The organism is Bacillus sp. FF-1, from assembly GCF_028548245.1.
GTDB classification, from domain to species: Bacteria; Bacillota; Bacilli; order Bacillales; family Bacillaceae_G; genus Bacillus_A; species Bacillus_A paranthracis.
Map to the genome: position 1 here is coordinate 298,002 of NZ_JAQQGG010000003.1, position 26,762 is coordinate 324,763.

The window sequence follows — 26,762 nt, forward strand, 5'->3', positions numbered from 1 at the left end:
GAAGAGGGGGACATAATCGATCCTCCTCTTATTATGCAAAACATTCGTTTTGCAGGTATTAGCACCGTTTCAAACATTTCGTTTGAAGGTTGCCGGGTTTCACAGGGCCTTTCCCTCCACCGCTCTCAATAAGAGTTTGTCTTTATTATTTTATTTATGTAGCTAAAAGGAAATGCGTTCCCCTTTTAACAATGTTTGTTAATTTTTTTATAAATTTAGCACGCACAAATACAAAAGTCAATGACACTTGCGGAAAAATAAAAATTATTTAAAATAAAGTTGCAATTCAATTATCTTTTGTTGTAAAGTTAAAAACATAATAAAATTTCATACGAACATTCTTATCTAGAGAGGTAGAGGGACTGGCCCTATGACGCCTCAGCAACCATTAACATTTGTTAATAAGGTGCTAATTCCAGCAAATTGTGAAAGATTTGACAGATGAGAAGAAGACTCTATTCAAACCGAAAGCCTTCTTCTTAGAAGGCTTTTTTATTTTATATTCAACTAATGGTTCAATTTAAAAAGGAGGAATTTTCACATGTCAACTATCGAAACAAAATTAGCGCAAATCGGAAACCGGAGTGAAACTACAACAGGAACTGTTAATCCACCTGTTTATTTTTCAACTGCTTATCGTCACGAAGGAATTGGTAAATCTACTGGATTTGATTATTCACGAACTGGAAATCCAACGCGCGGCCTATTAGAACAGGCAATCGCAGACTTAGAATGCGGTGAACAAGGTTATGCCTGTAGTTCAGGGATGGCAGCCGTTCTTCTTGTCCTTTCCCTATTCCGCTCTGGAGACGAACTTATTGTTTCTGAAGATTTATACGGTGGCACTTATCGATTATTTTCTGAGCACGAAAAAAAGTGGAACGTTCGATGTAGATACGTAAATACACAATCTATTAAACAAATTGAGCAAGCCATCACAACGAAAACGAAGGCTATTTTCATAGAAACTCCAACTAATCCATTAATGCAAGTTACCGATATTGCCGCTGTTGCAACTGTAGCGAAAAGACACGGACTACTTCTTATTGTAGACAACACATTCTACACACCTTATATACAGCAGCCATTAACAGAAGGTGCCGATATTGTACTTCATAGCGCAACGAAATATTTAGGTGGTCATAACGATGTACTAAGCGGACTTGTCGTTGCAAAAGGAAAGGAACTTTGTGAGGAAATCGCTCATTATCATAATGCCTCTGGTGCGGTCTTAAGTCCATTTGACTCATGGCTATTAATCCGTGGTATGAAAACGTTAGCGCTTCGCATGAGACAACATGAAGAAAATGCAAAAGCAGTTGTTGCTTATTTAAATGATGAGGATGGGGTGACAGATGTATTTTATCCTGGAAGAGGCGGCATGATCTCGTTTCGTCTGAAAGATGAAACATGGATTAATCCATTCTTACAATCTTTATCCTTAATTACATTTGCCGAAAGTCTCGGTGGTGTTGAAAGTTTAATGACATATCCAGCAACACAAACACACGCTGATATTCCTGAAGAAATTAGAACAGCAAACGGTGTATGTAATCGTCTTCTTCGATTTTCCGTTGGTATTGAAAATAGTAACGATTTAATTCAAGACTTAAAGCAAGCCATTAAACTTGTAAAAGAAGGTGTAAGAATATGAGTTATTCTATAGATACACTCTTACTGCACAACCAATATAAACATGACTCGCAAACAGGAGCTGTTAACGTTCCCATCTATAACACATCAACATTTCACCAATTTGATGTAGATACGTTCGGGAAATATGACTATAGCAGGTCAGGCAATCCAACTCGTGAAGCTCTTGAAGACATCATTGCTTTATTAGAAGGCGGAACAAAAGGATTTGCCTTCGCATCAGGAATTGCAGCGATTTCTACTGCATTCCTCCTCCTTTCACAAGGTGATCACGTACTCATTTCAGAAGACGTATACGGAGGAACTTATCGAATGATAACTGAAGTTCTCTCCCGTTACGGTGTTTCACATACATTTGTTGATATGACCAATTTAGAAGAAATAAAGCAAAACATTAAGCCAAATACAAAACTCTTTTATGTAGAAACACCTTCCAATCCACTTTTAAAAGTGACAGATATTCGTGCTGTTTCTAAACTTGCAAAATCTATTGGCGCCCTTACTTTTGTTGATAATACATTTTTGACACCACTATTCCAGAAACCACTTGACCTTGGCGCTGATGTCGTTCTTCATAGTGCCACAAAATTCATTGCCGGTCATAGTGATGTTACTGCCGGATTAGCAGTTGTAAAAGATACCGATCTCGCTCAAAAACTTGGCTTTTTACAAAATTCATTCGGCGCTATTCTAGGCCCGCAAGATTGTTCTCTCGTACTTCGTGGTCTAAAAACATTGCATGTACGTCTTGAGCATTCAGCTGCTAATGCCAATAAAATTGCACACTATTTACAAGAGCACGCTAAAGTTCAAAATGTCTATTATCCAGGATTACAAACACATCTTGGATTTAACATTCAACAATCTCAAGCTACATCAGCAGGAGCTGTCCTATCTTTCACTTTACAATCAGAAGACGCACTTCGCCAATTTTTATCAAAAGTAAAATTACCTGTCTTTGCGGTTAGTTTAGGGGCTGTCGAATCGATCCTTTCCTACCCAGCTAAAATGTCACATGCAGCACTATCGCAAGAAGCTCGTGATGAAAGAGGGATTTCAAATTCATTACTTCGGCTATCCGTCGGTCTTGAAAATGTTGACGATTTAATATCCGATTTTGAAAATGCCCTTTCTTATGTAGAAGAGCCTGTAAATGCATAGAGCGAAAAGAAGATATGAAATTAAATTTTCATATCTTCTTTTTATGTTTTCGATTATACTTTTTACTTTTCGTATAGTTCATAAAAAAAGAAAGAGTACACCCATTTCCAAGTAATGAATTAATTGATATATTAAGAAGTAAAAAAGGGGCAAAAATAATGGATACTTGTGCAGATATTTTAATCGTTATCGATCTACAAAATGGAGTATGTTATAGCGAAGAACATTTATTTGACTTACAAAATTTACTTACAAAAGTAAATAAAAGAATTTCTTCATACAGAAAATCAAATAAACCAATTCTTTTCGTTCAACATTGTGATGATGATTTAGTACCTGAAAAAGAACTTTGGGCTATTCATTCAGATTTAGATGTTCAAAAACAAGATTTTTTTGTAAGAAAAACACATGCCAATTCTTTTTATAACACAAACTTGAAAGAGATTTTAGATCAATTATCTGTACATCGTATTGAATTTTGTGGTGCCCAAACAGAGTACTGTATGGATACCACGATTAAATTTGCCCATGGACTAGGGTACGAAAACTTCATGTTCCAGAAAGCAACCTCTACGTTAAATAATCCATTTATGTCCGCAAAAGAGACAATTGATTTTTATGAAAATATATGGAACCACAGATTTTTAAAATTGATGAAAGATGAAATCTAGAATACATAACTAACATCTTGGTAATTCTAAGATTTATCAGCTATATTCAAACATTTCATTTTCACCATAAAGAAGCTGACTAAATTCGGCTTCTTTTCTTTTAACCTGTTTTATATTCTATATATAACATTATAATTCCTTTGTCATATTATTTTAAAAATTTCGTATATTCATTTGAAAGAATAAGAAAATCATGATAAAATTGTGTTACAAATATATCTATATCTTTCAATTTTTAAAACGCATCGAAATTTTCACCCAAAAATGTCATTTTACAAAACCGTGCTAAATTATCTACTTTATTTACATCAGGGTCTCTTTTCTTACAATTTCTTTACTTTAGGAATGTTTTTCTGCAACAACTGTTTTCTTTTCTTTAATTTTTTGGTATGTATAGTATGGTATAACAGCTCACACGGAGGTGGAAAAGAACATGTTAGAAACCTTTCAAAAAGAAATAGAACTATATGAAAGCAATGCAGAATTATTGAAAGTACTTGCTCATCCTGTTCGCTTATGTATTGTAAAAGGATTAATTGAACGCGGTCCAAGCAACGTTTCTACAATGTACACTGGCTTAAACATGCCACAATCTACAATTTCACAGCATTTAGCAAAGTTAAAAAGTGCTAAAATCGTTTCAAGTGAAAGAAAAGGATTGGAAATTTATTACAAAGTAGAAAACGAGACAATTATTCAACTCGTTCGCGTATTATTGGGTTAGGGACTCATAGACAGAAAAAAAGGATGTATTTTATATTTTTCATCTCATATCTTTAATATAAATATATATCATGAGAGGAAATATATGATGCTACATAAGTCGTATTAAAAAACAAGACACAGAACTATGCTGTGTCTTGTTTTTTATATTTTCAAATACCGATCCAAGTGTAACTGTTGCATATGTTTCGTATGTATAACAACATCACATGCACTCCCCAATCCTCCGCTCAAAATCATAGAATGAACTGCACGATTTTGTTTTTGAATTTCAGAAAAAGGATCCCGATCTTGATGATTCGTAAGCAGCTCTAGTATTCCTGCTGCTAACAAAAACTCAGATTGTTTCTTATGCCATACCATATTCATACCTTGCAGGCTAAACATTTCTTTCAGTTCGTCCCAATGAATATGAGTAGTAAGATCCATTTCACCTGGATACGCTAAAGGATTACGAATTAATTTATGCTCGTAATATCCTCGTAAACTACCTTCTTGATGTGCGGGATGCATCCATTCTTCTTTTGTATATCCATAATCAACTGTAATACATACACCTCGTTGAAACCATTTCGCAATTTCTTTTATATATTCTTCCATCGCAATTGGCACTTCAAAACGCTGGCCTTCAGCGAGATGAATATTATATTTCAATAAGTATCGACCAATTCTTTTATGTAACGGCCTACATACTTCTGCAAGTTTCCCTTCCTCTGTGTACGTAACACGTACTTCATACAATATTCCATTTCTCTTCTCAATTACTTCAACAGGAAATGCATCAAATAACTCATTCGAAAAAAGAATCCCCTCGAACGATTCTCCCATTTCACTATGCGACGTATAATATGACACATTAGAAAAGGAACAAAGAGTCTTTTGCTGCAATTTTCTATGAAAAGGGCTCATTTCAATTATCGAATAGTTTAAATCAATAAAGGTTTCCGGTGATAATTGCTTCCATTCTTGTAAAACATCATAGGCAAACCTTCCTGTCCCCCCACCAATCTCACAAATATGTGGAGCAACTTCACCATTTTCAACAAGACGAATAAAAAACTTAGCAAAAGTTTTTGCAAACACAGAGGATACGTTGCTACTTGTAAAAAAATCCCCTTGTCTTCCTATTTTTTCACGTTCTTTCATATAATATCCATGTTCCTCTGCATATAATGCGAGGTTCATATATGTACTGTATGAAATTGAATAATCCTTTTCTTTTTCCATCCATTCTTTTAAAATGAGCTCCATCCCCATACTAGCTCCTTACTGTAAAAATGGATTATTTTCTTTTTCAAAACCAATGCTTGTTTCTGGACCATGTCCACATAACACCGCTGTTTCATCAGGTAATACAAATAATTTCTCTTCAATACTTCCAATCAACTCTGCAAAACTTCCACCAGGTAAATCTGTTCTTCCAATACTCATTTGGAATAATACATCTCCAGAAAATACAGCATTCGCCTCTTTACAGTAATAAGAAATACTGCCTGGAGAATGTCCTGGTGTCTCAAAAATTTCAAAGTTAAATGAACCAATTGCTAATGCACCTTCTGCATCAATAATATGATCTGCTGGTTTTGCTGTAATGCTGCGATTCATCATAAAGATTTGAGAACCATTTACAGTTGCATCGCCTAACCAATCTGCTTCTTCTTTATGTACGTACACAGGAATATGAAAAGCGTCTCTTACCGCATCAACAGCACCAATATGATCAAAGTGAGCATGTGTTAATAAAACAGCCAGTGGCTTTAATTGTTCTTCTTGTAAATATGTAACGAGCTTCTCTCCTTCGTGACCAGGATCAAAGATAATACACTCATTTTGCTCATTCGTTAAAATATAAGCATTTGTTTGTAATGGGCCTAACGGCATTTGTATCCATTTCATATGAAAATCTCCTCCAATTATTAAACTTACTTTCAATGATACAACATTTTTTTCTCTTAGGAAAAGAAAGGATGCTATCTCGACAATCATTTTTAAAACATGTACAATATAAAAGAGTAAATATTCCAAAAACTCATATTAAGGAATGGGTAGACAGAGGAGGATATTGTATGGGCCTTGTTATTATTTTTACGCTTGTCACTCTGTTAGCTGTATTTGCTACGCTTAGAACACTTCGCGAAAAGAATTTTCTCGCGGGCGGCTTTGCAATTGCAACTGTACTCGTTTTCGGATGGTTTACAATCATGACTGTTCTATATAACGGGTACCCACCAGCAGCTTAATTCATTTACATGCTCGTCTTCATCAAGATTTCGCACAAAAAGAGGAAGGGTTTCCCCTTCCTCTTTTCATACTTCACAACTTATATCATCTTCGCTTCGTATTTGTGCTTTTTTACAAGCCAAGCTCCTCCGATAACACCTGCATCATTACCAAGTGTTGCAATAGCTAACTTCGTGCTCTTTACAGCACGTGAGAAAGCATATTGCTCAAAATAGCGTTGAATTGGTTCTAAAAGTGCATCTCCAGCTTTAGAAACGCCTCCGCCAATAACGATTTTCTCTGGGTTCAACGTGCTAGAAAGGTTCGCTACAGCTAATCCTAAATAAGAAGCTACCTTTTCTACTACTTCGCCTGCTAGTTCATCACCTTGTCCATGTGCTTCAAATACGTCTTTTGATGTGATACGTCCTTCTTCTGCTAACATAGAACGTAGAATACTTTCTTTATCAGTCTCTTGTATTTTTTGCATAGCAACACGCACAATACCTGTTGCAGATGCTACAGTTTCTAGGCAACCAGACTTCCCACAATTACATGGGAAAGCATTCTCTGTAACGACTGTAATGTGTCCGATTTCACCAGCAGCACCGCTTACGCCGTGTACAATCTCTCCATTGGCAATTACACCGCCGCCAACACCAGTGCCAAGCGTCATACAAATTAAATCTTTTGCTCCTTCACCAGCACCTTTCCACATTTCACCAAGCGCTGCTAAGTTCGCATCATTATCAATCACAACAGGTAATCCTGTTTCTACTTCTAATAAATCTTTTAACGGATAGTTCTTCCATCCTAAGTTAACCGCTTCATAAATCATTCCAGACGCCACGTGTACAGGGCCAGGAGCTCCCATACCAATACCGATTAACTTACTTTTTAATTCGCCTAACTCCTCTAACTTTTTATCAATAGCTTTCGCTACATCAAGTGTAATATGTTTTCCTTGCTCATTTGTATTCGTAGGGATTTCCCACTTATGTAAAATTTCACCATATACATTAATAAATGCTAATTTAATCGTTGTACCACCAAGGTCAACACCAACTAACCATTTCTCTTCCATGTTACTTACCTACCTTTATCTAATTCTTATTTAGCTCTTTTTGAATTTCTTGCTTCAATAAAAATAAAGCTGTTTGATAGTCTTGTGAATCGATTAGCTGTGATTGATTTAATTCACGCAATTCATCTTGCATTAATTGTAAATCTGCAATTCGATCTCCCGTATAAATAATCGTACCAAATTTCTTTAGCAATTGCTGAATATCATATATAGATAACATTTCATCACCCTCTATGCTCACTTACTATAAAAAATTATAATAAGAAAACGTTCACATATTTTATTATAATCAAGAAGAAAAAGTCTCGTCAATTTTTATTTGTCTATACAAGCCCATTTTTAACCATTGTTCCTTTTTCTGTAATAATTTTTTCTACATTTTTATCAAACGGCTCTATTGGAATATGGTCTACCATTTGAAAACTATAAGCTAATGATAGCGTTTTCCCTTTATAATGCATGAGATAACGATCATAATAGCCACCACCATATCCAATCCGTTCTCCTCGCTCTGTATAAGCTACACCTGGTACAATTTGAAGGTCAATTTCATCTGCATTCACTTCTTCCGTAAGCGCTGGAATTGGCTCACGTAAATTCATATACACTGTTTCCAATTGATCAAAATTACTAATTTGCCTAAAGGACATTGTTCTTGTTTCTTTATTACACTTCGGAACAACAACTTTCTTTCCTTCTTCCCAAGCTTTTTCGATAATAGGATATGTATTCACTTCATTTTCCATTGAAAGAGTGATTCCAATTGTTTTAGCTTCAGTCCACTCTTTTTGTGCATACAACGAAAATGCAATTTGCTCTGATAAAGTTGTATACCGTTCTTTTGATAAAGAATTCATGTGCTCTATTATTTGTTTACGTAAACGTAGTTTCTCTTCTCTCACACATTTTCCCCCTCACAGTGATACTTTGCTCTACGATGATAGTGTATCACTTTTAAGAGAGGAATCGAATAAAAAAAGAAACAGTAGGAAAATATTCCTACTGCTTACTTTGTTTCACGGTGTAACGTAGACTTCTTGTCACGCTTGCAATACTTTTTAAGCTCGATACGCTCAGCGTTGTTACGTTTGTTTTTCTTTGAGATATAGTTACGATCTCCGCATTCTGTACATGCTAGAGTAATATTCACACGCATTCTTATTTCCCTCCAGTACTAATAACTTAAATCAGACTATACTATAATACCACTTTTAAAATAAAAATTCTACACCTTTTGATATTGTCTAATTTTTTCTATAAGATTTTTCATGTTTTCCCTTGCTATTACTGGGTTTCTAGCATGTGAATACACTAAAAATTTCGGTTGTTTTGTGTCAGAAACGATATAAGACCACTCTTTTTCGGTATATTTGAACTGTACTCCTTCAAATATGCCTTCTTCCTTCCTTTCGATATCAGCCAATAATTTCCTCATCACCTTCCCTTTTTCATTCCACGAACATACAACTTCATCACAAAGTAAATAAAGCGGTGGGGATTGCTCTACTATGCTGAGAAAGGTTTTTCCCTGCAATGCTATTAACTCGAATAATTTTCCAATTCGATATAAAATATCTCGCTTCCATCTCGCTTGAAACGATTTTTTTTCATCCTGCGTATAAAATAGAAGATAACATTCTCCTAATTTCAAAGACATTGGGTAAATATTTCCTGCCGATTCCAGTAATAAATCTGGAATATCAATCTCTTCAAAATCCGTCCCTTGGTAAATATTACTATGATTATCATATAACTCGAAATAATTTCCTTGCTCTGAAAACATAAGCGCCATATTTGCTTTACTTGATTTCATTAAAGCTTTCACATGATCCTTTTGTTCACCAGCATAAATCCACGTAACTGTGCATCCGAGTCTTTGCAAAAAGAGCATAAGCAAATGTTGTAACATATCATTTCTCTTATTAATAAGAAGATGGAACTTCTGTTTTTTTATTTTCTCAATATCAATACGCTCTAATACAGCCTCTATATAATTATGTAAAGAAACGTGTACTAGCTTATTCCGCCCCATTTCCTTCTCACATACGTAATAAAACGACTCAGACATATACACTTGTTCTATCGCTTTTTGCTGCTTATACGTTAACTGTGCCCCATCCTTACCATACAACTTTATAACAATCTCTTTTTCTTTTTCCGCTTGAATGAAAACCCCGCCCGCACATTGCAAATCTTGAATGCTGTACTGAAAAAGTGATTCGTTCATTTCTTTGCATTCCATCGTATGAATCCCAATACCATGAATTGCATGAAGAAAAAGATTTTTATAAGAAGTCGTTTCTATATGTTCTTGACTCCCGATTAATATACTTTCCCCTTTTGTAAAAAGAGATCCGTACGCCATCGCAACCTTTACAATAAATTGAGGCGTAATCTCCACATTACCTCTTCCTACAATGCGGCTTTTTTGCAACCATCCTGCACTCTTCTCACTTTCTTGAACACCAGCCGATCCTACTACCGAATGACTATCAATCGCCTTATATGGCCATAGTTTTCCCTTTTGCTTAATTACCGTACTTTTCCCTATATGACAATGGTCCGCTACAATGCTTTTTTGAAACAATGTAACATCATCTTCCACCATTGTATGTTCTCCTATTGTCGTTTCTAGTAACTCACAATATTTCCCAATGTGCGCATTTGCAAAAATAATACTCTTTTGAAGATGAGAATAACTTGAAACAACACTATTTTTCCCGATAATAGAGTATGGCTCAATTACAGATCCAGCACCAATTCTTGCTCCTTCACCAATAAAAGAAGGACCGTGAATTTTCGTTCCTTTTCCAATCGTTACCCCTTCTCCCATCCATACCATCGGTAATACTTCCGTATATGGGATAGGTACTTGCAATTTTTTCGTTAACAAATCAAATTGTGCTTGTCGATATTGATCAAATGTACCGATATCTAACCAGTAACCTTCTGACAAATATGCAAATAATGCGTTCTTATTTGCCAATAACGGAAACACATCTTGACTAAAATCAAAAAATTCTCGGGGCGGTATGTAAGAAAAAATTTCTGGCTCCATAATATATATACCTGTATTCACAATATTAGAGACTACTTCATTCCAACTCGGTTTTTCTATGTATCGTGTAACCTCTTGTTCTTTGTTCATTACAACTAAACCAAATGAGAGTGGATTTTCTACTTCCTTTACAAACATAGTTACCATTCTTTTCTTTTGTTTATGAAACGTAATTCCTTTTGATAATTGAAAATCAGTTAACGCATCCCCACTTATGACAACAAACGGTTCATCCAAAAATTTTTCCGCTTGTTTAATACTCCCTGCAGTTCCAAGCGGTGGAGAGTCTTCAAAGTAGTACAAGTTAACGCCCCATTTGCTACCGTCACCAAAATATTGCTTAATAGCTGTACTCATATACTGAACAGTAATTGCAATCTCACGTATACCATGCTGACGCAATAATTCAATGTTGTATTCTAAAACTGGCTTTTCTAATAATGGCAACATCGGCTTTGGAGTATTACATGTTAATGGTCTAAGGCGTCGTCCTTTTCCTCCAGCTAAAATAACCCCCTTCATATACTTCAGCCTCCACTTATATAATGTTCAGTAACTTCATATACGATATGTATATTATCTACCCAGCATTAACTAGCAGTATAAAATAAAGTGAAACTTTAATCAGTGGAGGTTTTCTTCATCCCCTACTGATTATTAGCCTTGACCAATCGGGCCGACAGGCAGTAAAGTTCCCCTTATATACATTCACCTTTCAACAACTGAAGAAAGCGCTTACTATTAACTTTTAAAATATTACTTAATAAGCGAATAACATATACGCCCTATTTTTTCCATTATATTATGATACATCTTATCATCATAAACTAAAGGAAACAACGAGCTTTTTTTGTCATGTTTTGACTAAAAAAAGCAGGTGATGCTTCACCTGCTTTTTTCTTTATTCATTTAATAAGTAATGCTTTCCCTTTACTAAATAAAAAACATTTTCAGCAATATTTGTAATATGGTCTGCTACACGTTCGATATATCTCGCTACAAAGGATAATTGTGTAATTTGTGTAATTGCTTCTGGTTGTTCTGGAACTGAAGATATAAATTCACGAATCGCTTTCCCATATATTTCATCAACAGAATCATCCATTTCGGCAATTTGCTTCGCAAAAGTTAAATTTTCTTGCTCATATGCATCTAGCGCTAACTGTAACATCTTATTTGCAATCGCAAACATCTCATCAAGATTGTGCAAACTAACAGACACGTCTTTTTCCCCGAGACGAATGGTTGATTTCGCAATATTAACAGCATGATCTGCAATCCGTTCTAAATCTGTCGCTGTTTTAATTGAAATGAAAATCCTTCTTAAATCACTTGCTACAGGTTGCTGCTTCGTAATGAGCATAAGCGCAAGATCATTTATTTCCTCTTCTAAATTATCCATACGATAATCACCATCTATTACCTCTAACGCTTTCTCTACATCCTTTTTATGGAGCCCTTCCATAGCAAGCAATAAAGCTTCTCTCGCTAGTTCACCAAGCTCAATCACCTTTTGCTGTAACGTTTTTAAATCACATTGAAATTGTTCTCGTACCATTGTTTCTTCCCCCTCAATATTATGTGCCACTATATATAACTCTCCTACCTAGCCTACTTATAATAAACCTTAAGATAGGAGAAGTATTACTTCTCCTATCTTAAATAAGGTAAAAATAAGAAATACCCTCTGTTAAGAGGGTATTTGCTCTTAGCCTTGCTAGCGACATCAACCGAATCGGCCTGTAATATAATCTTCTGTACGCTTATCTGAAGGTGTCGTAAATAATTTATTTGTATCTGTATACTCCACAACTTCTCCACTTAAGAAGAAAGCAGTTTTATCTGAAATACGCGCAGCTTGTTGCATGTTATGCGTTACGATAACGATACTAAAATCTTTCTTTAACTCTTGAATTAATTCTTCTACTTTTAATGTTGAAATTGGATCTAGTGCTGATGTTGGCTCATCCATTAAAATAACGTCTGGTTCAATCGCTAAACAACGTGCAATACATAGACGCTGTTGCTGTCCACCAGATAAACCGTATGCATTATCATGCAAACGATCTTTTAACTCATCCCAAATTGCTGCTCCACGTAAACTTTTTTCAACAATTTCATCTAACGTTTTCTTGTCGCTAATCCCATGAATTTTCGGGCCATATGCTACATTTTCATAAATAGATTTTGGAAATGGATTTGGTTTTTGGAACACCATTCCTACATGTGTTCGTAATTCTTCAACTGGATATGATTTATCAAATATATTGCGCTCTCTATATTCAATTACGCCTGTAGTTCGCACGATTGGTACTAACTCTACCATACGATTTAATGTTTTTAAGTACGTTGATTTACCACAACCACTTGGCCCGATAATTGCTGTAACTTCATTCTCATGAATACTTAAGTTAATATCTTTTAAAGCATGGTCTTCTCCATACCATAAATTTAAGTTTTTCGTATCAAATACTACTTTCTTTGGCGCAGTCTCGATTTTCTCCTCGTTTTTCACCTGTACATTTACTACTGTTGCTACCATTTGAATTCCCCTTTCATCCATTTCCAACTTATTTTCGATTTCGTAACCATAGGACAACTATATTGATCAAGAGCAACAAACCTAACAAAACAATCATCCCAGCAGCTGCTACATACTGAAATTCTTCCTGTGGTCTACTCATCCAATTAAAAATTTGAATTGGTAAAACTGTAAATCTATCAAACATACTAAACGGAACATAATTTGCAAATGCAAGTGCCCCGATAACTAATAACGGTGCCGCTTCTCCAATCGCTCTTGATATCGCTAACGTACAACCTGTTATAATTCCTGGGAACGCATATGGCAATACAACTTGATACATCGTTTGCCACTTCGTAGCACCTAACCCGTAAGAAGCTTCTAATAATGACCTCGGTACAGATCGTATCGCTTCTTGACTCGCTACAACAACTGTCGGTAAGACGAGTAAGCTCATCGTCAGTGCCGCTGCAATAATACTCTCACCTAAGTGAAGAGCGTATACAAAAATGGTTAAGCCGAGTAATCCAAATACGACGGAAGGTACTCCCGCTAACGTTTGATTATTAATTTCTATTACCTTTTTAAATATAGATTCCTTCGCATATTGCTCTAAATAAAGAGCAGTTCCGACCCCAAATATAAAGGAGAGTGGTATAACAATACTCATAAATAATATTGTTCCTGACAAAGCTGCAGCAATCCCAGCTTCTTTCGGATTACGCGAAGCGAAGTTTGTAAAGAAATCTAACGAAAGGTAACTGACACCTTTTTCAAAAATTTGAAAAAGCAAAATAAGCAGGATTACTATTGAAAACAAAATTGCCATATAAAATAACAATTTGTAAATTCGATCTTTAAAAAAACGTGATGCCATATTTTCTTGTATTTTTTTATGATTCAACATGCGCATATTATGTCACCCTCCTAAAGCGGCGCATAATAAACTGCGAAATGATGTTCATTATAAAAGTAAACAAGAATAACGTTGCGCCTACAGCGTACATGCTGTAATAAGTAATTGTTCCATGCGGAGCATCACCTAAACTCACTTGCACAATATAAGCTGTTAACGTTTGAATAGAGTGTGTCGGATCGAGAGATACGTTCGGTGTGGACCCTGCTGCAATTACAACGATCATCGTTTCACCGATTGCTCTTGAAGCAGCTAATATAATCGCTGCCATAATCCCTGCGAAAGCTGAAGGAAACACGACTTGTTTTACCATCTCAAACCGAGTTGCTCCAAGTGCCAACGAAGCTTCTTTCGTTCCTTTTGCTACAGCTCTCATTGCATCTTCAGACAGAGATGCAATTGTAGGTATCATCATAAAGCCAATAACAATACCTGGACTAATCGCATTAAAAAACTGTAAATCAGGTATAATCCGTTGTAAAAGCGGTGTAACAACTGTTAATGCAAAAAAGCCATATACAATTGTCGGGATACCTGCTAATAGTTCTAACATCGGTTTTAATACTATTCTTACACTGTTTGAAGCATATTCACTTAAAAATACGGCACACGCTAAACCGATAGGAACTGCTACGCACATAGCGATTGCTGTTACAAGTACCGTTCCACATATAAGTGGTAATATACCGAATTTAGGATTTTCAAAAAAAGGTAACCATTCTTTCTCTGTCAAAAAGGAGAGCAATGATATTTTTTTAAAAAACATTATTGTTTCATTAGAAAGCGTAAAAATAATTCCAAGTGTCGTCGCAATAGACACGCTAGCAATTATTTTTAGTAATAATGGAACGATTCGATTGATTCGCTGCGTTTTTTTTCTATGTTTTGTATTTCTTTCAATCAAATGTTGTACAGAAAATGTAATTTGACTTTTGTCATTATAAGCCAAAGATGAAAACCCCTTTCCACCCTGACATTACCTTTTTATTTCTGTTAACATCCGCAGCTGTTCATTGTATTTTTCTTTTGGTAATTTTACATATCCAACCTCTTCAGCAAGATTACCAACATGCTGAATCATAAACTCAATATAATTTGCTATATTCATTTTATTTCGGATAGATGCATGATTCACATAAGCAAATAGCGACCTAGATAACGGCTTATACTCACCTGATTGGATGGTATCTTTCGTCGGAAGTACACCATTCACTTTTATTGCTCTCACCTTATCTCGATTGGCCATATAATAAGCATATCCTACAAAACCAATGGCATTTTTATCATTCATTACCCCTTGCATAATAACTTGATCATCTTCAGACAAAGAGACTTTTTTTACAATGCGACTTTTTTGTAAGATGACATTTTGAAAATAATCATACGTACCAGAGTCTACACCTGGCGCATAAAACTTTACCTGTTCACGTGGCCATGATGAATGAATTTGTGACCATCGCTTTTCACTTTCATCTTCACTCCATAATAGACGTAACTCGTCTACCGTCATATTATCTACCCAAGTATTTTGACGGTTCACAACGATCGTAAGGCCGTCATAAGCGACTTCAAACGGTGTAAACTGAATGGAGTTTTTCTTCATTTCATTTTCTTCCACTTGTTTCATTACTCTCGAAGCATTATTTATATCTACTTCTCCTTTACTGAAACGATTAAATCCTCCTCCTGTCCCAGAAACACTGATGGAAATTTTCACGTTTGGATGCACCTTTGTATATTCCTCCGCTACTGCTTCTATAATAGGAAAAACCGTTGAGGATCCATCAACTCTCACTTCTCCCATTTCATTCACAGCAAATGCAGTAGACGTGCCAACATAAAAGAAACATGTCGACAGTATGAAAACTTTAATTGATGCACTTATCCATTTCACGTGTTCTTCCTCCTAGAAGTAACCGGAAATAACAGGATTACAGATATAAGAATACTGCTAAACTATTAATTCGGTTTTAATTGTTTGTAAAAGTTTTGTAAAGTTCCACAAGAATCAACATTAGGTAAATTATTAATCCGTAGCCACTGTTCATCTTCACTGAGGATTGGTCCATAACTTCCATAGTGAATGCATACGTATTATTTGCAAGGTCCCTTAAAATTCCGATATGATCTGCTTGTCCACTTTATTAAAACGTATGCATGAATCAAAAAAAAAAGCACACTATCTTTTCAGATAGTGTGCTTTTTTACAACTTTTTTATTCATCATCTTGCTTTTTATTTTTCTTATCTATTTCCTCTTGTGTAGCTTCGCCATTTTCTACCTTTTTCAAATCAAAGTACGCGTCCATAATGTCACGACTAATATATCCGTTAATACCTGATTTATCATCTACCCAAGGTACAACAACAGAAAATGCTACTTCAGGGTCTTCAAGTGGCGCATAACCTACTAATGTTAAGTTATATGTTTCTTTACGCTCACCGTTTGCTTTTCTACCAATCTCTTTATCTCCGCCATACACAGTTTGAGCTGTACCTGTTTTACCAGCAGCTTTATATGATGCGCCTGTAAAGTATTTCGCAGCTGTACCACCAGACTCATTAAATACTTGTCTAAATCCTTCCTGAACACGTTTAATTTGTGATTCAGGCATATCAATACGGTTTAGTACTTTTGGTTCCATTGAATGAACGACTTTTCCAACTTCGCCTTGTTTCGCTTCCGGTTGACGAATTTCTTTTACAACTTGCGGTTGCATACGGTAACCACCATTTGCAATTGTTGAAACATACTGTGCTAATTGAAGTGGTGTATATGTGTCATACTGTCCAATTGATAAATCTAATAAGAAACCAGGCTGATTTCCTCTACCTATTTGACCCGCAGATTCGTTTGGTAAATCGATACCTGTTTTTACACCAAGTCCAAACTGTCCGAAATAATAGCGCATCGTATCAAATGCTTTTTTTGGTACATCTAACGTACCACCTCTCACATATTGAACACCTGCGATATTCATCGCTGTTTTAAACATATATACGTTAGAAGACATTTTTAATGCTGTCAGATCATTAATAGATCCCATCGTCTTCCAAGAAGATTTTTTCGGCGTTCCTTTCAATACGATTGGTTCATCCAGTTGGTAGGAACCCGGTTGAATCGCTTTTGTTTGATATCCTGTAAGTACTGTCGCACCTTTTACAGTTGATCCCATCGGATAAGAACTTGTCATCGTTCCTAATGCGAAATCTTGCACTTTCGTTTCGCCATTTTCTTCCACTAACTGTTTCCCTGCCATAGATAAAACTTCACCATTTTTTGGATTCATCATTACAACGAATGCGCGATCTAAAAGAGGTTGTCCCCCTTTATATCTCAATAAATTTTTCGTGATAATTTCTTCTACACGCTTTTGTAATTCCATATCAATTGTTAAATTCAGATTGTTACCACTTTGCCCTTTTGATACATTAATCGTTTCTAAAATATTACCGTTTTTATCCGTAATATTTCTCACTTCCGCTTTATTACCGTGCAAACTATCTTCATATTGCTGCTCAAGATAACTTTTCCCTACGCGGTCATTTCGATTATAATCACGAACAAGATAGTAATCTAGTCTTTCTCTAGGTAAACCTTCATCAGACGTTGACACGCCGCCAAGTACACTTCGGAATAAATCATCATAAATATACTTTCGATCCCAATCAACATTCGTATCTACACCTGGTAATGTTGCTAGATTTTCACTAATAATCGCATATTCTTGTTCTGTAGCATCCTTTTTAATGACTTGTGGCGTCATCGCATATCCGCCGTCCATTTTGCTTTTAATCGCTAGCACTTCTAAATCTTTTGCGGATAATTGATTCACTTCTTCTTCTGTCACGCGATTTCGTTGACGCTCATCTAATTCTTTATCGTCAATTTTTTTATCTTTAAACTCTTGACGATCTTTTTTCGTAATTTTTTCTTGCGCTTCTTCTTTATGAATAGCAAGCCAATAATCTTTTTTATCGCGATCTGTTAATTTATCTGTCGGTACTTCAATCAAATCTGCTAATCTTTTCGCTGTTTCTAAGCGAGCCTCTGCAGTTGATCCTTTCATTTTTGTAAATGTAATCGTACGTACAGCTGCATTATCTACTACAGCTCGCCCATAACGGTCAAATATTTTCCCACGTGGTACAGGATTACTTATCGTCGAGTTTTCTTTCCTCTCCACTTCATTCTTATATTCCTCACCGCGAACAATTTGTACATAACCAAGCCTTACAATAACCGCGGAGAACATTAAAAACACGCAGAAAAACAGCACGTTTAACCGAAAAGGAACGTGAGTCTTTTTCTTTTGTTGTTTCTGCTTCTTGCCCATACAAACCCCCTCTACCAACAGCTATGTAATTTGAAAGGGACACCTTCATACAGGTGTCCTCACTGCTGTCTTACATCTTTTTCTATTCTAGCATAAAACAAACGATAAGTTAACCTTCTGGTTCTGTTTGATTCTGCGTGGTTCCTTGCGCTACGACACTTGTGTTCCCTGCATTTCCTTCATCATATTTGACATTTTTAACTGCAAAATAAATAAGAAAATGTCCAGCACCTAAAATACATAGTAAGACAGGTAAACTCTTTTCAGGCGGAAAGAATAATACAGCACATAAAAAACTTAAAACTGAACAAATTCTCCCGGCATTTAACCATAATTCTCGGACAACAACATACTCTACACGCCACTCTCTCGCATTTTTCGCTCTACCAATTACATCATATGTCATCGATCCATATGGAACGAGTAAAATAGGGTATGCAATCGCAATGCATGCTGCATAAATAAGTAATTTTGTGTATGTAACATTGAATATAACTAAAAATACAACAGCATATAAAATAATGCCTCCAAGTAAAATTGCTTTTTTTCGCCACTCTTTCTTTAACATACGGGCGACTAAATAGTAACATACAAATGATACAGCAGAATTTACTAAGCTATATTTCCCTAATGCAAGCTCACTATCGGTTGCTAAGTACACATATACTGAAATAACAAAAATGAATGTCCCCTCTCTCAATCCTTGGAAAAAATGAGCGCGTGTAATTCTCCCCCAATTTTTATCAATCCGTCGCTCTTTCAAAACTTGTGTAACCTCATAACGACCTTCACATTCTCTCTTAGATACAAAAAAGCTTAAAACGACAGCAATTGCAAATAACAATAACGAGAGAAAGAATATGACCGTATAACCACTCCACTTCTCCATACGTGAAATTGTGTATCCAGCTGCTATCGGTCCAATCATGCCAGAGAAGGATGTAAGAAGCCCAAGAAACCCGTTAAAGAAATCTCTTGTTTCTGGTTCTGTAATCTCAAATGTTAATAAGTTAAACGCGAGCCAGTAAAAACCATATCCGACTCCTAAAAGAGCCCCCATTAATAAAATATAGTGAGAAGCGCTTTTCCCCGCTACTAAAACAACGATAAAAAAAATCGCTAACGTGCCTACGCCTATTCGTAACAAGATCGAGCGATCAATACGCTTCGCTAATTTCCCACCTATAAGAAATGTGAGGGGCTGCAATACAACGCTGGCCAAATTATACAAGCCGAGATTCACATAATTTTGTGTTTGTTTCCATAAATAAATGTTAACAAACGTATTCGATAAAGAAATTGCGAGCGTGTATAAACCTCCAATGAGGAGTAATAACACTAAATCCCGATTCACTTCAACGTCACCAATTATATGTTTCCACTTCATACACAACTCTCCTTTACTTCATGTTCTAGTCTTCCAAAGACAAGCTCAATTATGTAAAAGGAAAGCATAGAAAAAAGCTAGGAGCATTCTCCTAGCTTTTTCTATCGTTATTACAATTATTTTGCTTCTTGGTAACGTTTTTCAGCAGCGTTCCAATCTACAACGTTCCAGAATGCACCGATGTAGTCTGGACGACGGTTTTGATAATTTAAGTAGTAAGCATGTTCCCAAACATCTAAACCGATAACTGGAGTTTTACCTTCAGTTAGAGGAGAATCTTGGTTTGGCGTGCTTGTTACTTCTAACTCACCATTATTTACTACTAACCAAGCCCAACCAGAACCGAAGCGAGTTGCGCCAGCTTTTGCGAATTCTTCTTTGAATGCATCGAAGCTACCGAATTTCGCTTCAATTGCAGTTGCAAGTTCGCCTACTGGTTGTCCGCCGCCGTTTGGAGATAAGATTGTCCAGAAGAATGTGTGGTTAGCATGTCCGCCACCATTGTTACGTACTGCTGTACGGATTGCTTCTGGTACTTCGTTTAAGTTTGCAACTAATTCTTCTACGCTTTTGTCAGCTAATTCTGCATGACCTTCTAAAGCAGCGTTTAAGTTTGTGATGTACGTGTTATGGTGCTTTGTATGATGGATGTTCATTGTTTCTTTGTCAAAGTGAGGCTCTAAAGCATCATACGCATAAGGTAAATTTGGTAATTCGTGTTTTGCCATTGTTATATTCCTCCCAGTTTATGTATTGCCACTTAAGTGACATACAACTACATTCTACCCTAATTGCCATAGGGTGCAAACAAATAAATCACATTGTCTTGCTATCATTAAAGTAGCAAAATTCCCACTTCTTTTCAATTAAAATGCTCATATATTTCATAAAAAAAGCTCCCTTCTACAAGGAAGCTTCCTACTGACATAATAAACAGGTGAAATGGATATGGACCCTGTAGGACTCGAACCTACGACCGGACGGTTATGAGCCGTCTGCTCTAACCAGCTGAGCTAAGGGTCCACAATTATGTATGTAATAATACATCAAATAAAGGAATTCCTATCGGATATACCCTTTAAGAAATGTAAGATAAATTTACCATATAGAAAAGAAAACTGTCAATTGTATTTTTTTCATTTAAAAGAAGAAAATTAATAAAAATAAATTTAGTTATCGCTACTATATGTAAATATAATATATCTTGAGATTCCCTAGATTCCTACGTTACAATGATTTTATACATACATAAAGGAAGTGAATCTATGTCCATATTTACCCAATTAGTCAAAAGCGTATATTCGCCTAAAGATATGGCGCTATTCCGTTTTCAAAAAATCGGAAAAACCATTTTGTATATTATGCTACTTTGTCTAATCACTACTATTCCAAGAACATTCTTTTACGGTAGCTTTATCCAAGATAGTGTTACTATGGTAAATCAAGCAATTGAAAAAGATTTACCTGATTTTAAAATCGAAAATGGTGAACTAAAAGCTGATATTGAACAACCTATTCAAAAAGAAGAGGGAGATGCTCTTTTCGTATTTGATCCAAATACAACAGATATCGAAAAGTATCAAAATAAAACTGGTTTATTTATTTTAAAAGATAAAGTAGTTTCTATAGGAAATGGCCAGACGCAAACATACTCCTACAATGATTTATTAGGGACATCTCTTGAGAAAAAAGATTTGCAAGATTTCATTTCTGTATTTGATAGTATTTATCCAATTTTATTAGCTGTTATCGGAGTGTTAGTATATCTATTCCAATTGTTCATTACTTTCTTAGGAATTACTTTACTTGCGTTTATCGGTTCTGCTATGAGTGGTCAACGTAAATTATCTTATAAGCAAGTATGGACGTTAACTGCCTACAGCTACACAATTCCAACCATCTTCTTTATGATTATGGATTTATTCAAAATCGTTGTACCTGGCTCAACATTCATTTATATCGCAGTTGTTTTAATTGTCCTATACTTAACAATTAAAGAAGTTCCAAAACCGAACGAAAAAAATGCCTAAATAGGCATTTTTTTTTTGGACAAGCATATATTCCTAGCAAAGGAGTGAAGAATATGAAGAGATTAGGTATATTCTTATTCGTGCTTGTTCTTGGTTATATATTTTATTACGATATAAAAATCGGCACTTTACCGATGTTAAGTTCATATAAAAAGACAAATGCGGCCGAAACGATAAAACAAGAAAGTACAAATACAAAACAAAAGAAAGAAAACAAAGCGGAAAAAGAAACAGATGTCACTTATAAAACAATTGAAGTCAAAACAGGTGATACGGTTCTTTCCATTACAGAAGCGATTAATAAGAAGAAAATTCCTTCTATCGAAAAAGTAATTGATGATTTTAAACAATTAAATAAAAATACACCTGCTACAAAAATACAACTTGGAAAGTCTTATAAATTCCCGTTATATCAATAAGCAATCACTTAATCCTTGTCAATTACATAAAGGCGCTGATACAATAGTAAAAGTGAAACCGAGCACTTCGGTTTCTATAGCCCTGTATCACGTATACTATCATTGATATAAGGGACTAAATAAGAAACTTCTTTTATAAGGAGAGCGATCTATTCGTGAATGAAATGACTCATCGTACAAAAACACGTCCAGTTAAAGTCGGTAATTTAACAATTGGCGGTAATAATGAATTAATTATACAAAGTATGACAACAACAAAAACACATGATGTTGAAGCAACAGTTGCTGAAATTAAACGTTTAGAAGAAGCTGGCTGCCAAGTCGTGCGTGTTGCTGTTCCAGACGAACGCGCAGCAAATGCTATTGCTGATATTAAAAAACAAATCAACATTCCACTTGTTGCTGATATTCATTTTGATTATCGTCTTGCTTTAAAAGCAATTGAAGGCGGCATTGATAAAGTACGTATCAATCCAGGTAACATTGGTCGTCGCCATAAAGTAGAAGCTGTTGTAAATGCAGCAAAAGAGCGTGGTATTCCAATCCGTATCGGTGTAAACGCAGGTTCATTAGAGCGTCACATTTTAGAAAAGTACGGATACCCAACTGCAGATGGTATGGTTGAGAGCGCCCTGCATCACATTAAAATTTTAGAGGACTTAGATTTCCATGATATTATCGTATCTATGAAAGCCTCTGATGTTAACTTGGCAATTGAAGCATACGAAAAAGCTGCACGTGCTTTTGATTATCCACTACATTTAGGTATCACAGAATCTGGAACGTTATTTGCCGGAACTGTAAAAAGTGCCGCTGGTCTTGGAGCAATCTTAAGTAAAGGCATCGGAAATACACTACGTATTTCATTAAGTGCTGACCCAGTTGAAGAAGTAAAAGTTGCGCGTGAACTATTAAAGTCATTCGGCCTTGCATCTAATGCAGCAACACTTATTTCTTGTCCAACTTGCGGTCGTATTGAAATTGATTTAATTAGCATCGCTAACGAAGTGGAAGAGTACATTTCTACACTACAAGTACCAATTAAGGTTGCAGTACTTGGCTGCGCCGTAAATGGTCCTGGGGAAGCTCGTGAAGCTGATATCGGTATTGCCGGCGCGCGCGGAGAAGGACTATTATTCCGCAAAGGGCAAGTCGTTCGTAAAGTACCAGAAGAAATAATGGTAGAAGAACTGAAAAAAGAAATCGACGTAATTGCTGCTGAAATGGCTGCTGAACGAGAAAAAGAAAAAGAAACACAAGAACAATAAAAAGAAGGTTGCCCACAACATTTGTGAGCAACCTTCTTTTCTACGTAAAAAAGCTCGTCAGTTATAGAACTAACGAGCTTTTACTTTGCACATTTTGGACAACGTCCGTATATTTCAAACTTATGACCTGTTACTTCATAACCATTAAAATCTTTATTCATAAAATCCATCGGGCAAGAAGTAATCTCTTTCGTCCCTCCGCAATCTAAACAAATAAAATGATGATGATGTTCCATAATAGAACATGTAAAACGAAAATGTTTTTCACCGTTTAATTCCGTTTGTTCTAAAACACCGATTTCAGCAAACACCGTTAAGTTACGATAAATCGTGTCAAAGCTAAGACCTGGATAATCATCCTTCATATGCTCTAAAACGTCCTTCGCTGTTAAATAACGATTGTGAGCTGCAAATAACCTGAGCATTTCTTCCCTTTTCCCAGTATGTTTGTATCCTTTATCTTTCATTAGGCGTAAAGCTTCTGTTAGATTCATATCTATCCCTACTTTATGCAGTTTTTTTCTTCTTCCATAAAATCGCACCAATTAAAATAAGAACCGCTATCATAACAATTGTACCACCTGGTGCTAAATCAAGTTGATACGAAGCAAACATTCCACCAATTACTGCAATTTCACCAAATAAAATGGAGAAGAAAATTGTTTGTTTAAATCCATTTGCAATACGAATACTTGCTGCAACTGGTAATGTCATTAATGATGATACGAGAAGAACCCCTACTACACGCATTGATACTGCAATGACAAGCGCAACCAATATAATGAAAATAAAATGAATCCACTTTGCACTCAAACCGGTTGATACAGCGTATTCTTCATCAAACGATAGTAAAAATAACTCTTTGTATAATAAAGTAATCGTTACGATAACACCAATTGCTACAATGCCGATAATTATTAAATCCGTACTTGTTACAGCACTTACACTACCAAATAAATAACTAAATAAATCTGTGTTAAACCCATTTGCAAGTGAAATAAAAATAACGCCAATCCCCATTCCTGCTGAAAGAATAATTGGAATTGCTAATTCTTGATAATGTTTATATACAGTACGTAGTTTTTCAATAAGTAACGCCCCACCAATAGAAAAAATCATCCCCATATATAACGGATTTAAAAATCCCCCTGTGAAAATTGTTTTTTCTAGTAGTAAACTTGCAGCAATACCCGATAATGTCACGTGGCTTAATGCATCCGCAATAAGCGACATGCGGCGAATGACAACAAATACACCGATAAGCGGCGCAACAAGTCCTATTAAAATTCCTGCATATAAAGAGTTACGTAAAAAGTCATATTGTAAAAAATCTTGTATCATTATATCCTCCCGTGATGCTCATGCTCGTGTTCTAAACGATGAACATGGTGTCCATATAAGACGGACATTTCTGCATCTTCTAACTCTCGGAACTTTTCTACATTTCCATGGAAATGTAAATGTTTGTTTAAGCATGCAACATGTGTTACTTTCTCGGTAACAGCTCCCATATCATGCGTAACGAGAATTAATGTGATTCCTAGCCTTTTGTTTAAATCCTCTAATATCTCATAAAAACTTTCTACATTCTTCACATCAATTCCAACAGTGGGCTCGTCCAAAATAAGTAATTCAGGATCACTAACGAGCGCACGAGCAATAAATACGCGCTGTTGTTGTCCACCAGAAAGTTCTCCAATATTACGCCCTTGAAACTCACTCATTCCTACATCAGCAATCGCTTTTTCTACCTTTTTCTTATCGTTTTTCGTAAAAAAGCGAAACAGCCCTTTTTTCGAAACGAGTCCCATTGACACAACTTCAAACACAGTTGCCGGAAAACCAGAATTAAAGCTATTTGCCTTTTGCGACACATAACCAACTTTGTTCCATTCTTTAAACTTCTTACTATCAACACCAAACAAACGAATGCTTCCCTGTTTTGGCTTTAAAACGCCTAATAAACATTTTAGCAAAGTGGATTTCCCTGAACCATTTGGCCCAACTAAACCTAAAAAAGCTCCCTTCGGAACTTGCAAATTTATATCTTCTAACACATTTCGATCTTCATATCGAAATGACAATCCTTCTATTTCTAATATATTGTTCATAGCATCTCACCTATTTTAATTCAGAATGATTCCGATTTATATCTATTTGAATTATAGTACAGCTTATTATAGTTGTAAACCAATCTGCCTAAAATATATCTACTTTTTCAAGAAACCTTACTATTATAACAAAAAGCAGAGAAAAATTCTCTGCTTTCAAAAGATATTATAATTATTTTTTTAGTGAATAGCCGATTTAAACTTACCACCATTTGTCTCTTGTGTACTCATAATCGTAACAAACGCATTCGCATCAATTTCATACACAATTGATTTTAGCTTTGTCACTTCTAGACGTGTTACCACTGCATAAATAACTTCTTTTTCTTTATCCGTGTAACCGCCTTTCGCTACAAGCTTTGTAGTTCCACGACCAAGACGATGCAAAATCGCATTTGATACTTCCTCATATTGATCTGATACAATTAAAACAGCTTTCGTTTCATCTAAACCTTGAATGACTGTATCAATTGTTTTGAATGCAATGTAGTACGTCATAACAGAATACATCGCTTGTTCCACACCAAATACAAATGCTGCCCATGCAAAAATGAATAAGTTCACAAACATTACAAATTCGCCTACGGAGAAAGGTAATTTTTTCGTTAATAAAATACCCATAATTTCTGTTCCGTCCATTGATCCACCATGACGAATAACAAGCCCTACACCAAGCCCTAAAATAAGACCACCAAACACTGTCGCTAAAATTGGCTCTGTTGTAAATGGCGGAACAGCATGTAACGTTGATTCAATAAACGCTAAAGCTACAATACCGAACGCCGAAGATAACATGAACGTTTTTCCAATTTGCTTATAACCCGAATACATAAATGGGATATTGAGAATAACGACCAAAGTAGAGAAACTTAACCACCAAATATTAGGAGTAAGATAATCTAATATAAGAGAAATACCAATAATTCCACCATCAATAATTTTATTTGGCATTAAAAATAATTCAATCGCTACCGCTGCGCATGCTGCTCCAAAAATAATCATAACTAAACGATACATAAGATGGATAACACTTTCTTTTCGATGTTGCTTCTGCTCCATAAGTCCTCCCTTATACTCTTTTTCTATAGTTTTGTCCTTATATTATAACATACGCTTCTTTTTCTCATGAAAAAAGAAGCTCTATATGAATATGTACAAGCTACGTACTCATATATTTCGATAGAAGAACGTGTGAAGGAGG

General features: G+C 35.6%; 27 protein-coding genes, 1 tRNA gene and 2 riboswitches. Of the genes, 8 read left to right on the top strand and 20 right to left on the bottom strand.

Features of this window, described 5'->3' with window-relative positions:
- Positions 1-25: 25 nt before the first annotated feature.
- Positions 26-135, bottom strand: a riboswitch (SAM riboswitch).
- A 203-nt stretch (positions 136-338) separates the two neighbouring features.
- Positions 339-448: riboswitch (SAM riboswitch) on the top strand.
- A 93-nt stretch (positions 449-541) separates the two neighbouring features.
- The 4 genes from metI (at position 542) to PQF83_RS12040 (ending at position 4,209) form a co-directional block, all read left to right on the top strand.
- The gene (gene metI, locus PQF83_RS12025) at positions 542-1,654 is read left to right on the top strand and encodes a cystathionine gamma-synthase/O-acetylhomoserine thiolyase (RefSeq protein WP_000103875.1); all 1,113 of its coding nucleotides are present in this window, start codon (positions 542-544) and stop codon (positions 1,652-1,654) included.
- Positions 1,651-2,814 carry a cystathionine beta-lyase gene (metC, locus tag PQF83_RS12030; protein ID WP_000122291.1) on the top strand — a complete coding sequence of 388 codons (1,164 nt, stop codon included), beginning with the start codon at positions 1,651-1,653 and terminating at the stop codon, positions 2,812-2,814. The genes metI and metC overlap by 4 nt, the downstream gene beginning before the upstream one ends.
- Before the next feature lie 158 nt (positions 2,815-2,972).
- Entirely contained in the window at positions 2,973-3,485 is a 513-nt protein-coding gene (locus tag PQF83_RS12035; protein ID WP_000379161.1) for a cysteine hydrolase family protein, read from the top strand.
- A gap of 433 nt (positions 3,486-3,918) precedes the next feature.
- Entirely contained in the window at positions 3,919-4,209 is a 291-nt protein-coding gene (locus PQF83_RS12040; protein ID WP_000894375.1) for an ArsR/SmtB family transcription factor, read from the top strand.
- Between the two features lie 143 nt (positions 4,210-4,352).
- Here PQF83_RS12040 and PQF83_RS12045 read toward each other — a convergent pair whose 3' ends face one another.
- Both PQF83_RS12045 and PQF83_RS12050 read right to left on the bottom strand, forming a co-directional pair.
- Positions 4,353-5,465, bottom strand: a complete 1,113-nt coding sequence (locus PQF83_RS12045) for a class I SAM-dependent methyltransferase (RefSeq protein ID WP_000525121.1) — start codon at positions 5,463-5,465, stop codon at positions 4,353-4,355.
- 9 nt (positions 5,466-5,474) lie between these two features.
- Positions 5,475-6,104: an MBL fold metallo-hydrolase gene (locus PQF83_RS12050; RefSeq protein ID WP_000871248.1), complete on the bottom strand. Its 630-nt coding sequence runs from the start codon at positions 6,102-6,104 to the stop codon at positions 5,475-5,477.
- A 170-nt stretch (positions 6,105-6,274) separates the two neighbouring features.
- Here PQF83_RS12050 and PQF83_RS12055 point away from each other — a divergent pair, with 170 nt between their 5' ends.
- Positions 6,275-6,448, top strand: a complete 174-nt coding sequence (locus PQF83_RS12055; RefSeq protein ID WP_000524853.1) for a DUF2759 domain-containing protein — start codon at positions 6,275-6,277, stop codon at positions 6,446-6,448.
- Between the two features lie 80 nt (positions 6,449-6,528).
- Here the strand turns inward: PQF83_RS12055 and glcK are convergent, their stop codons facing one another.
- From glcK to PQF83_RS12125, 14 genes are all read right to left on the bottom strand, one after another.
- Complete coding sequence (gene glcK / locus PQF83_RS12060; protein ID WP_000391706.1) at positions 6,529-7,512, bottom strand: glucokinase; 984 nt, start codon at positions 7,510-7,512, stop codon at positions 6,529-6,531.
- A gap of 19 nt (positions 7,513-7,531) precedes the next feature.
- Positions 7,532-7,732, bottom strand: coding sequence for a YqgQ family protein (locus tag PQF83_RS12065; protein ID WP_000949156.1), 201 nt, complete (start codon positions 7,730-7,732; stop codon positions 7,532-7,534).
- Positions 7,733-7,835: 103 nt separating this feature from the next.
- Positions 7,836-8,414: a 5-formyltetrahydrofolate cyclo-ligase gene (locus PQF83_RS12070; RefSeq protein ID WP_001206419.1), complete on the bottom strand. Its 579-nt coding sequence runs from the start codon at positions 8,412-8,414 to the stop codon at positions 7,836-7,838.
- Between the two features lie 104 nt (positions 8,415-8,518).
- Positions 8,519-8,668 (bottom strand): 50S ribosomal protein L33, encoded by a 150-nt coding sequence (gene rpmG / locus PQF83_RS12075; protein WP_001265616.1) that lies wholly within the window; start codon positions 8,666-8,668, stop codon positions 8,519-8,521.
- Between the two features lie 69 nt (positions 8,669-8,737).
- Entirely contained in the window at positions 8,738-11,092 is a 2,355-nt protein-coding gene (locus tag PQF83_RS12080; RefSeq protein ID WP_000679299.1) for a sugar phosphate nucleotidyltransferase, read from the bottom strand.
- Between the two features lie 379 nt (positions 11,093-11,471).
- The gene (gene phoU, locus PQF83_RS12085; RefSeq protein ID WP_000251231.1) at positions 11,472-12,128 is read right to left on the bottom strand and encodes a phosphate signaling complex protein PhoU; all 657 of its coding nucleotides are present in this window, start codon (positions 12,126-12,128) and stop codon (positions 11,472-11,474) included.
- Positions 12,129-12,296: 168 nt separating this feature from the next.
- Complete coding sequence (gene pstB, locus PQF83_RS12090; RefSeq protein ID WP_000226683.1) at positions 12,297-13,112, bottom strand: phosphate ABC transporter ATP-binding protein; 816 nt, start codon at positions 13,110-13,112, stop codon at positions 12,297-12,299.
- Between the two features lie 28 nt (positions 13,113-13,140).
- The gene (gene pstA, locus PQF83_RS12095; protein WP_001242539.1) at positions 13,141-14,007 is read right to left on the bottom strand and encodes a phosphate ABC transporter permease PstA; all 867 of its coding nucleotides are present in this window, start codon (positions 14,005-14,007) and stop codon (positions 13,141-13,143) included.
- 1 nt (position 14,008) lies between these two features.
- Complete coding sequence (gene pstC, locus PQF83_RS12100) at positions 14,009-14,959, bottom strand: phosphate ABC transporter permease subunit PstC (RefSeq protein WP_000323872.1); 951 nt, start codon at positions 14,957-14,959, stop codon at positions 14,009-14,011.
- Positions 14,960-14,986: 27 nt separating this feature from the next.
- A complete protein-coding gene (gene phoX / locus PQF83_RS12105) occupies positions 14,987-15,904 on the bottom strand; it encodes a phosphate ABC transporter substrate-binding protein PhoX (protein ID WP_000871258.1) in 918 nt (305 codons plus the stop codon).
- 321 nt (positions 15,905-16,225) lie between these two features.
- Positions 16,226-18,346 carry a peptidoglycan D,D-transpeptidase FtsI family protein gene (locus tag PQF83_RS12110; protein ID WP_000516826.1) on the bottom strand — a complete coding sequence of 707 codons (2,121 nt, stop codon included), beginning with the start codon at positions 18,344-18,346 and terminating at the stop codon, positions 16,226-16,228.
- A 109-nt stretch (positions 18,347-18,455) separates the two neighbouring features.
- Entirely contained in the window at positions 18,456-19,733 is a 1,278-nt protein-coding gene (locus PQF83_RS12115; protein ID WP_000871368.1) for an MFS transporter, read from the bottom strand.
- A 116-nt stretch (positions 19,734-19,849) separates the two neighbouring features.
- Positions 19,850-20,461 carry a superoxide dismutase [Mn] gene (sodA, locus tag PQF83_RS12120; RefSeq protein WP_001052031.1) on the bottom strand — a complete coding sequence of 204 codons (612 nt, stop codon included), beginning with the start codon at positions 20,459-20,461 and terminating at the stop codon, positions 19,850-19,852.
- Between the two features lie 221 nt (positions 20,462-20,682).
- Positions 20,683-20,756, bottom strand: a tRNA-Ile gene (locus PQF83_RS12125).
- Between the two features lie 242 nt (positions 20,757-20,998).
- Between PQF83_RS12125 and PQF83_RS12130 the strand changes: the two genes are divergently transcribed.
- The 3 genes from PQF83_RS12130 to ispG all read left to right on the top strand — a co-directional run bounded on the left by PQF83_RS12130 (position 20,999) and on the right by ispG (position 23,450).
- Positions 20,999-21,763 (top strand): DUF1189 domain-containing protein, encoded by a 765-nt coding sequence (locus PQF83_RS12130; RefSeq protein WP_000021910.1) that lies wholly within the window; start codon positions 20,999-21,001, stop codon positions 21,761-21,763.
- Positions 21,764-21,816: 53 nt separating this feature from the next.
- Positions 21,817-22,182: a hypothetical protein gene (locus PQF83_RS12135; protein WP_000825406.1), complete on the top strand. Its 366-nt coding sequence runs from the start codon at positions 21,817-21,819 to the stop codon at positions 22,180-22,182.
- Positions 22,183-22,346: 164 nt separating this feature from the next.
- Entirely contained in the window at positions 22,347-23,450 is a 1,104-nt protein-coding gene (ispG, locus tag PQF83_RS12140; RefSeq protein WP_011040674.1) for a flavodoxin-dependent (E)-4-hydroxy-3-methylbut-2-enyl-diphosphate synthase, read from the top strand.
- A gap of 80 nt (positions 23,451-23,530) precedes the next feature.
- On the opposite strand, the gene PQF83_RS12145 is transcribed toward ispG, so the two are convergent.
- From PQF83_RS12145 to PQF83_RS12160, 4 genes are all read right to left on the bottom strand, one after another.
- A complete protein-coding gene (locus PQF83_RS12145) occupies positions 23,531-23,944 on the bottom strand; it encodes a Fur family transcriptional regulator (protein ID WP_001054512.1) in 414 nt (137 codons plus the stop codon).
- 13 nt (positions 23,945-23,957) lie between these two features.
- A complete protein-coding gene (locus tag PQF83_RS12150) occupies positions 23,958-24,791 on the bottom strand; it encodes a metal ABC transporter permease (RefSeq protein WP_000613821.1) in 834 nt (277 codons plus the stop codon).
- The gene (locus PQF83_RS12155; RefSeq protein WP_001059652.1) at positions 24,791-25,561 is read right to left on the bottom strand and encodes a metal ABC transporter ATP-binding protein; all 771 of its coding nucleotides are present in this window, start codon (positions 25,559-25,561) and stop codon (positions 24,791-24,793) included. Before PQF83_RS12155 ends, PQF83_RS12150 begins: the two co-directional genes overlap by 1 nt.
- Before the next feature lie 180 nt (positions 25,562-25,741).
- A complete protein-coding gene (locus PQF83_RS12160) occupies positions 25,742-26,620 on the bottom strand; it encodes a YitT family protein (RefSeq protein WP_000435966.1) in 879 nt (292 codons plus the stop codon).
- Between the last annotated feature and the right edge of the window lie 142 nt (positions 26,621-26,762).

Excerpts from the sequence above, each read along its gene's own strand:
- PQF83_RS12055 (WP_000524853.1), top strand. The coding sequence starts at position 6,275 with ATGGGCCTTGTTATTATTTTTACGCTTGTCACTCTGTTAGCTGTATTT.
- PQF83_RS12130 (WP_000021910.1), top strand. The coding sequence starts at position 20,999 with ATGTCCATATTTACCCAATTAGTCAAAAGCGTATATTCGCCTAAAGAT.
- metI (WP_000103875.1), top strand. The coding sequence starts at position 542 with ATGTCAACTATCGAAACAAAATTAGCGCAAATCGGAAACCGGAGTGAA.
- PQF83_RS12045 (WP_000525121.1), bottom strand. The coding sequence starts at position 5,465 with ATGGGGATGGAGCTCATTTTAAAAGAATGGATGGAAAAAGAAAAGGAT.
- metC (WP_000122291.1), top strand. The coding sequence starts at position 1,651 with ATGAGTTATTCTATAGATACACTCTTACTGCACAACCAATATAAACAT.
- PQF83_RS12065 (WP_000949156.1), bottom strand. The coding sequence starts at position 7,732 with ATGTTATCTATATATGATATTCAGCAATTGCTAAAGAAATTTGGTACG.
- PQF83_RS12145 (WP_001054512.1), bottom strand. The coding sequence starts at position 23,944 with ATGAATCTAACAGAAGCTTTACGCCTAATGAAAGATAAAGGATACAAA.
- PQF83_RS12035 (WP_000379161.1), top strand. The coding sequence starts at position 2,973 with ATGGATACTTGTGCAGATATTTTAATCGTTATCGATCTACAAAATGGA.
- sodA (WP_001052031.1), bottom strand. The coding sequence starts at position 20,461 with ATGGCAAAACACGAATTACCAAATTTACCTTATGCGTATGATGCTTTA.
- PQF83_RS12160 (WP_000435966.1), bottom strand. The coding sequence starts at position 26,620 with ATGGAGCAGAAGCAACATCGAAAAGAAAGTGTTATCCATCTTATGTAT.
- PQF83_RS12150 (WP_000613821.1), bottom strand. The coding sequence starts at position 24,791 with ATGATACAAGATTTTTTACAATATGACTTTTTACGTAACTCTTTATAT.
- glcK (WP_000391706.1), bottom strand. The coding sequence starts at position 7,512 with ATGGAAGAGAAATGGTTAGTTGGTGTTGACCTTGGTGGTACAACGATT.
- PQF83_RS12155 (WP_001059652.1), bottom strand. The coding sequence starts at position 25,561 with ATGAACAATATATTAGAAATAGAAGGATTGTCATTTCGATATGAAGAT.
- ispG (WP_011040674.1), top strand. The coding sequence starts at position 22,347 with ATGACTCATCGTACAAAAACACGTCCAGTTAAAGTCGGTAATTTAACA.
- PQF83_RS12110 (WP_000516826.1), bottom strand. The coding sequence starts at position 18,346 with ATGGGCAAGAAGCAGAAACAACAAAAGAAAAAGACTCACGTTCCTTTT.
- PQF83_RS12040 (WP_000894375.1), top strand. The coding sequence starts at position 3,919 with ATGTTAGAAACCTTTCAAAAAGAAATAGAACTATATGAAAGCAATGCA.
- PQF83_RS12050 (WP_000871248.1), bottom strand. The coding sequence starts at position 6,104 with ATGAAATGGATACAAATGCCGTTAGGCCCATTACAAACAAATGCTTAT.
- PQF83_RS12115 (WP_000871368.1), bottom strand. The coding sequence starts at position 19,733 with ATGAAGTGGAAACATATAATTGGTGACGTTGAAGTGAATCGGGATTTA.
- phoU (WP_000251231.1), bottom strand. The coding sequence starts at position 12,128 with ATGGTACGAGAACAATTTCAATGTGATTTAAAAACGTTACAGCAAAAG.
- pstB (WP_000226683.1), bottom strand. The coding sequence starts at position 13,112 with ATGGTAGCAACAGTAGTAAATGTACAGGTGAAAAACGAGGAGAAAATC.
- PQF83_RS12080 (WP_000679299.1), bottom strand. The coding sequence starts at position 11,092 with ATGAAGGGGGTTATTTTAGCTGGAGGAAAAGGACGACGCCTTAGACCA.
- rpmG (WP_001265616.1), bottom strand. The coding sequence starts at position 8,668 with ATGCGTGTGAATATTACTCTAGCATGTACAGAATGCGGAGATCGTAAC.
- PQF83_RS12135 (WP_000825406.1), top strand. The coding sequence starts at position 21,817 with ATGAAGAGATTAGGTATATTCTTATTCGTGCTTGTTCTTGGTTATATA.
- pstA (WP_001242539.1), bottom strand. The coding sequence starts at position 14,007 with ATGCGCATGTTGAATCATAAAAAAATACAAGAAAATATGGCATCACGT.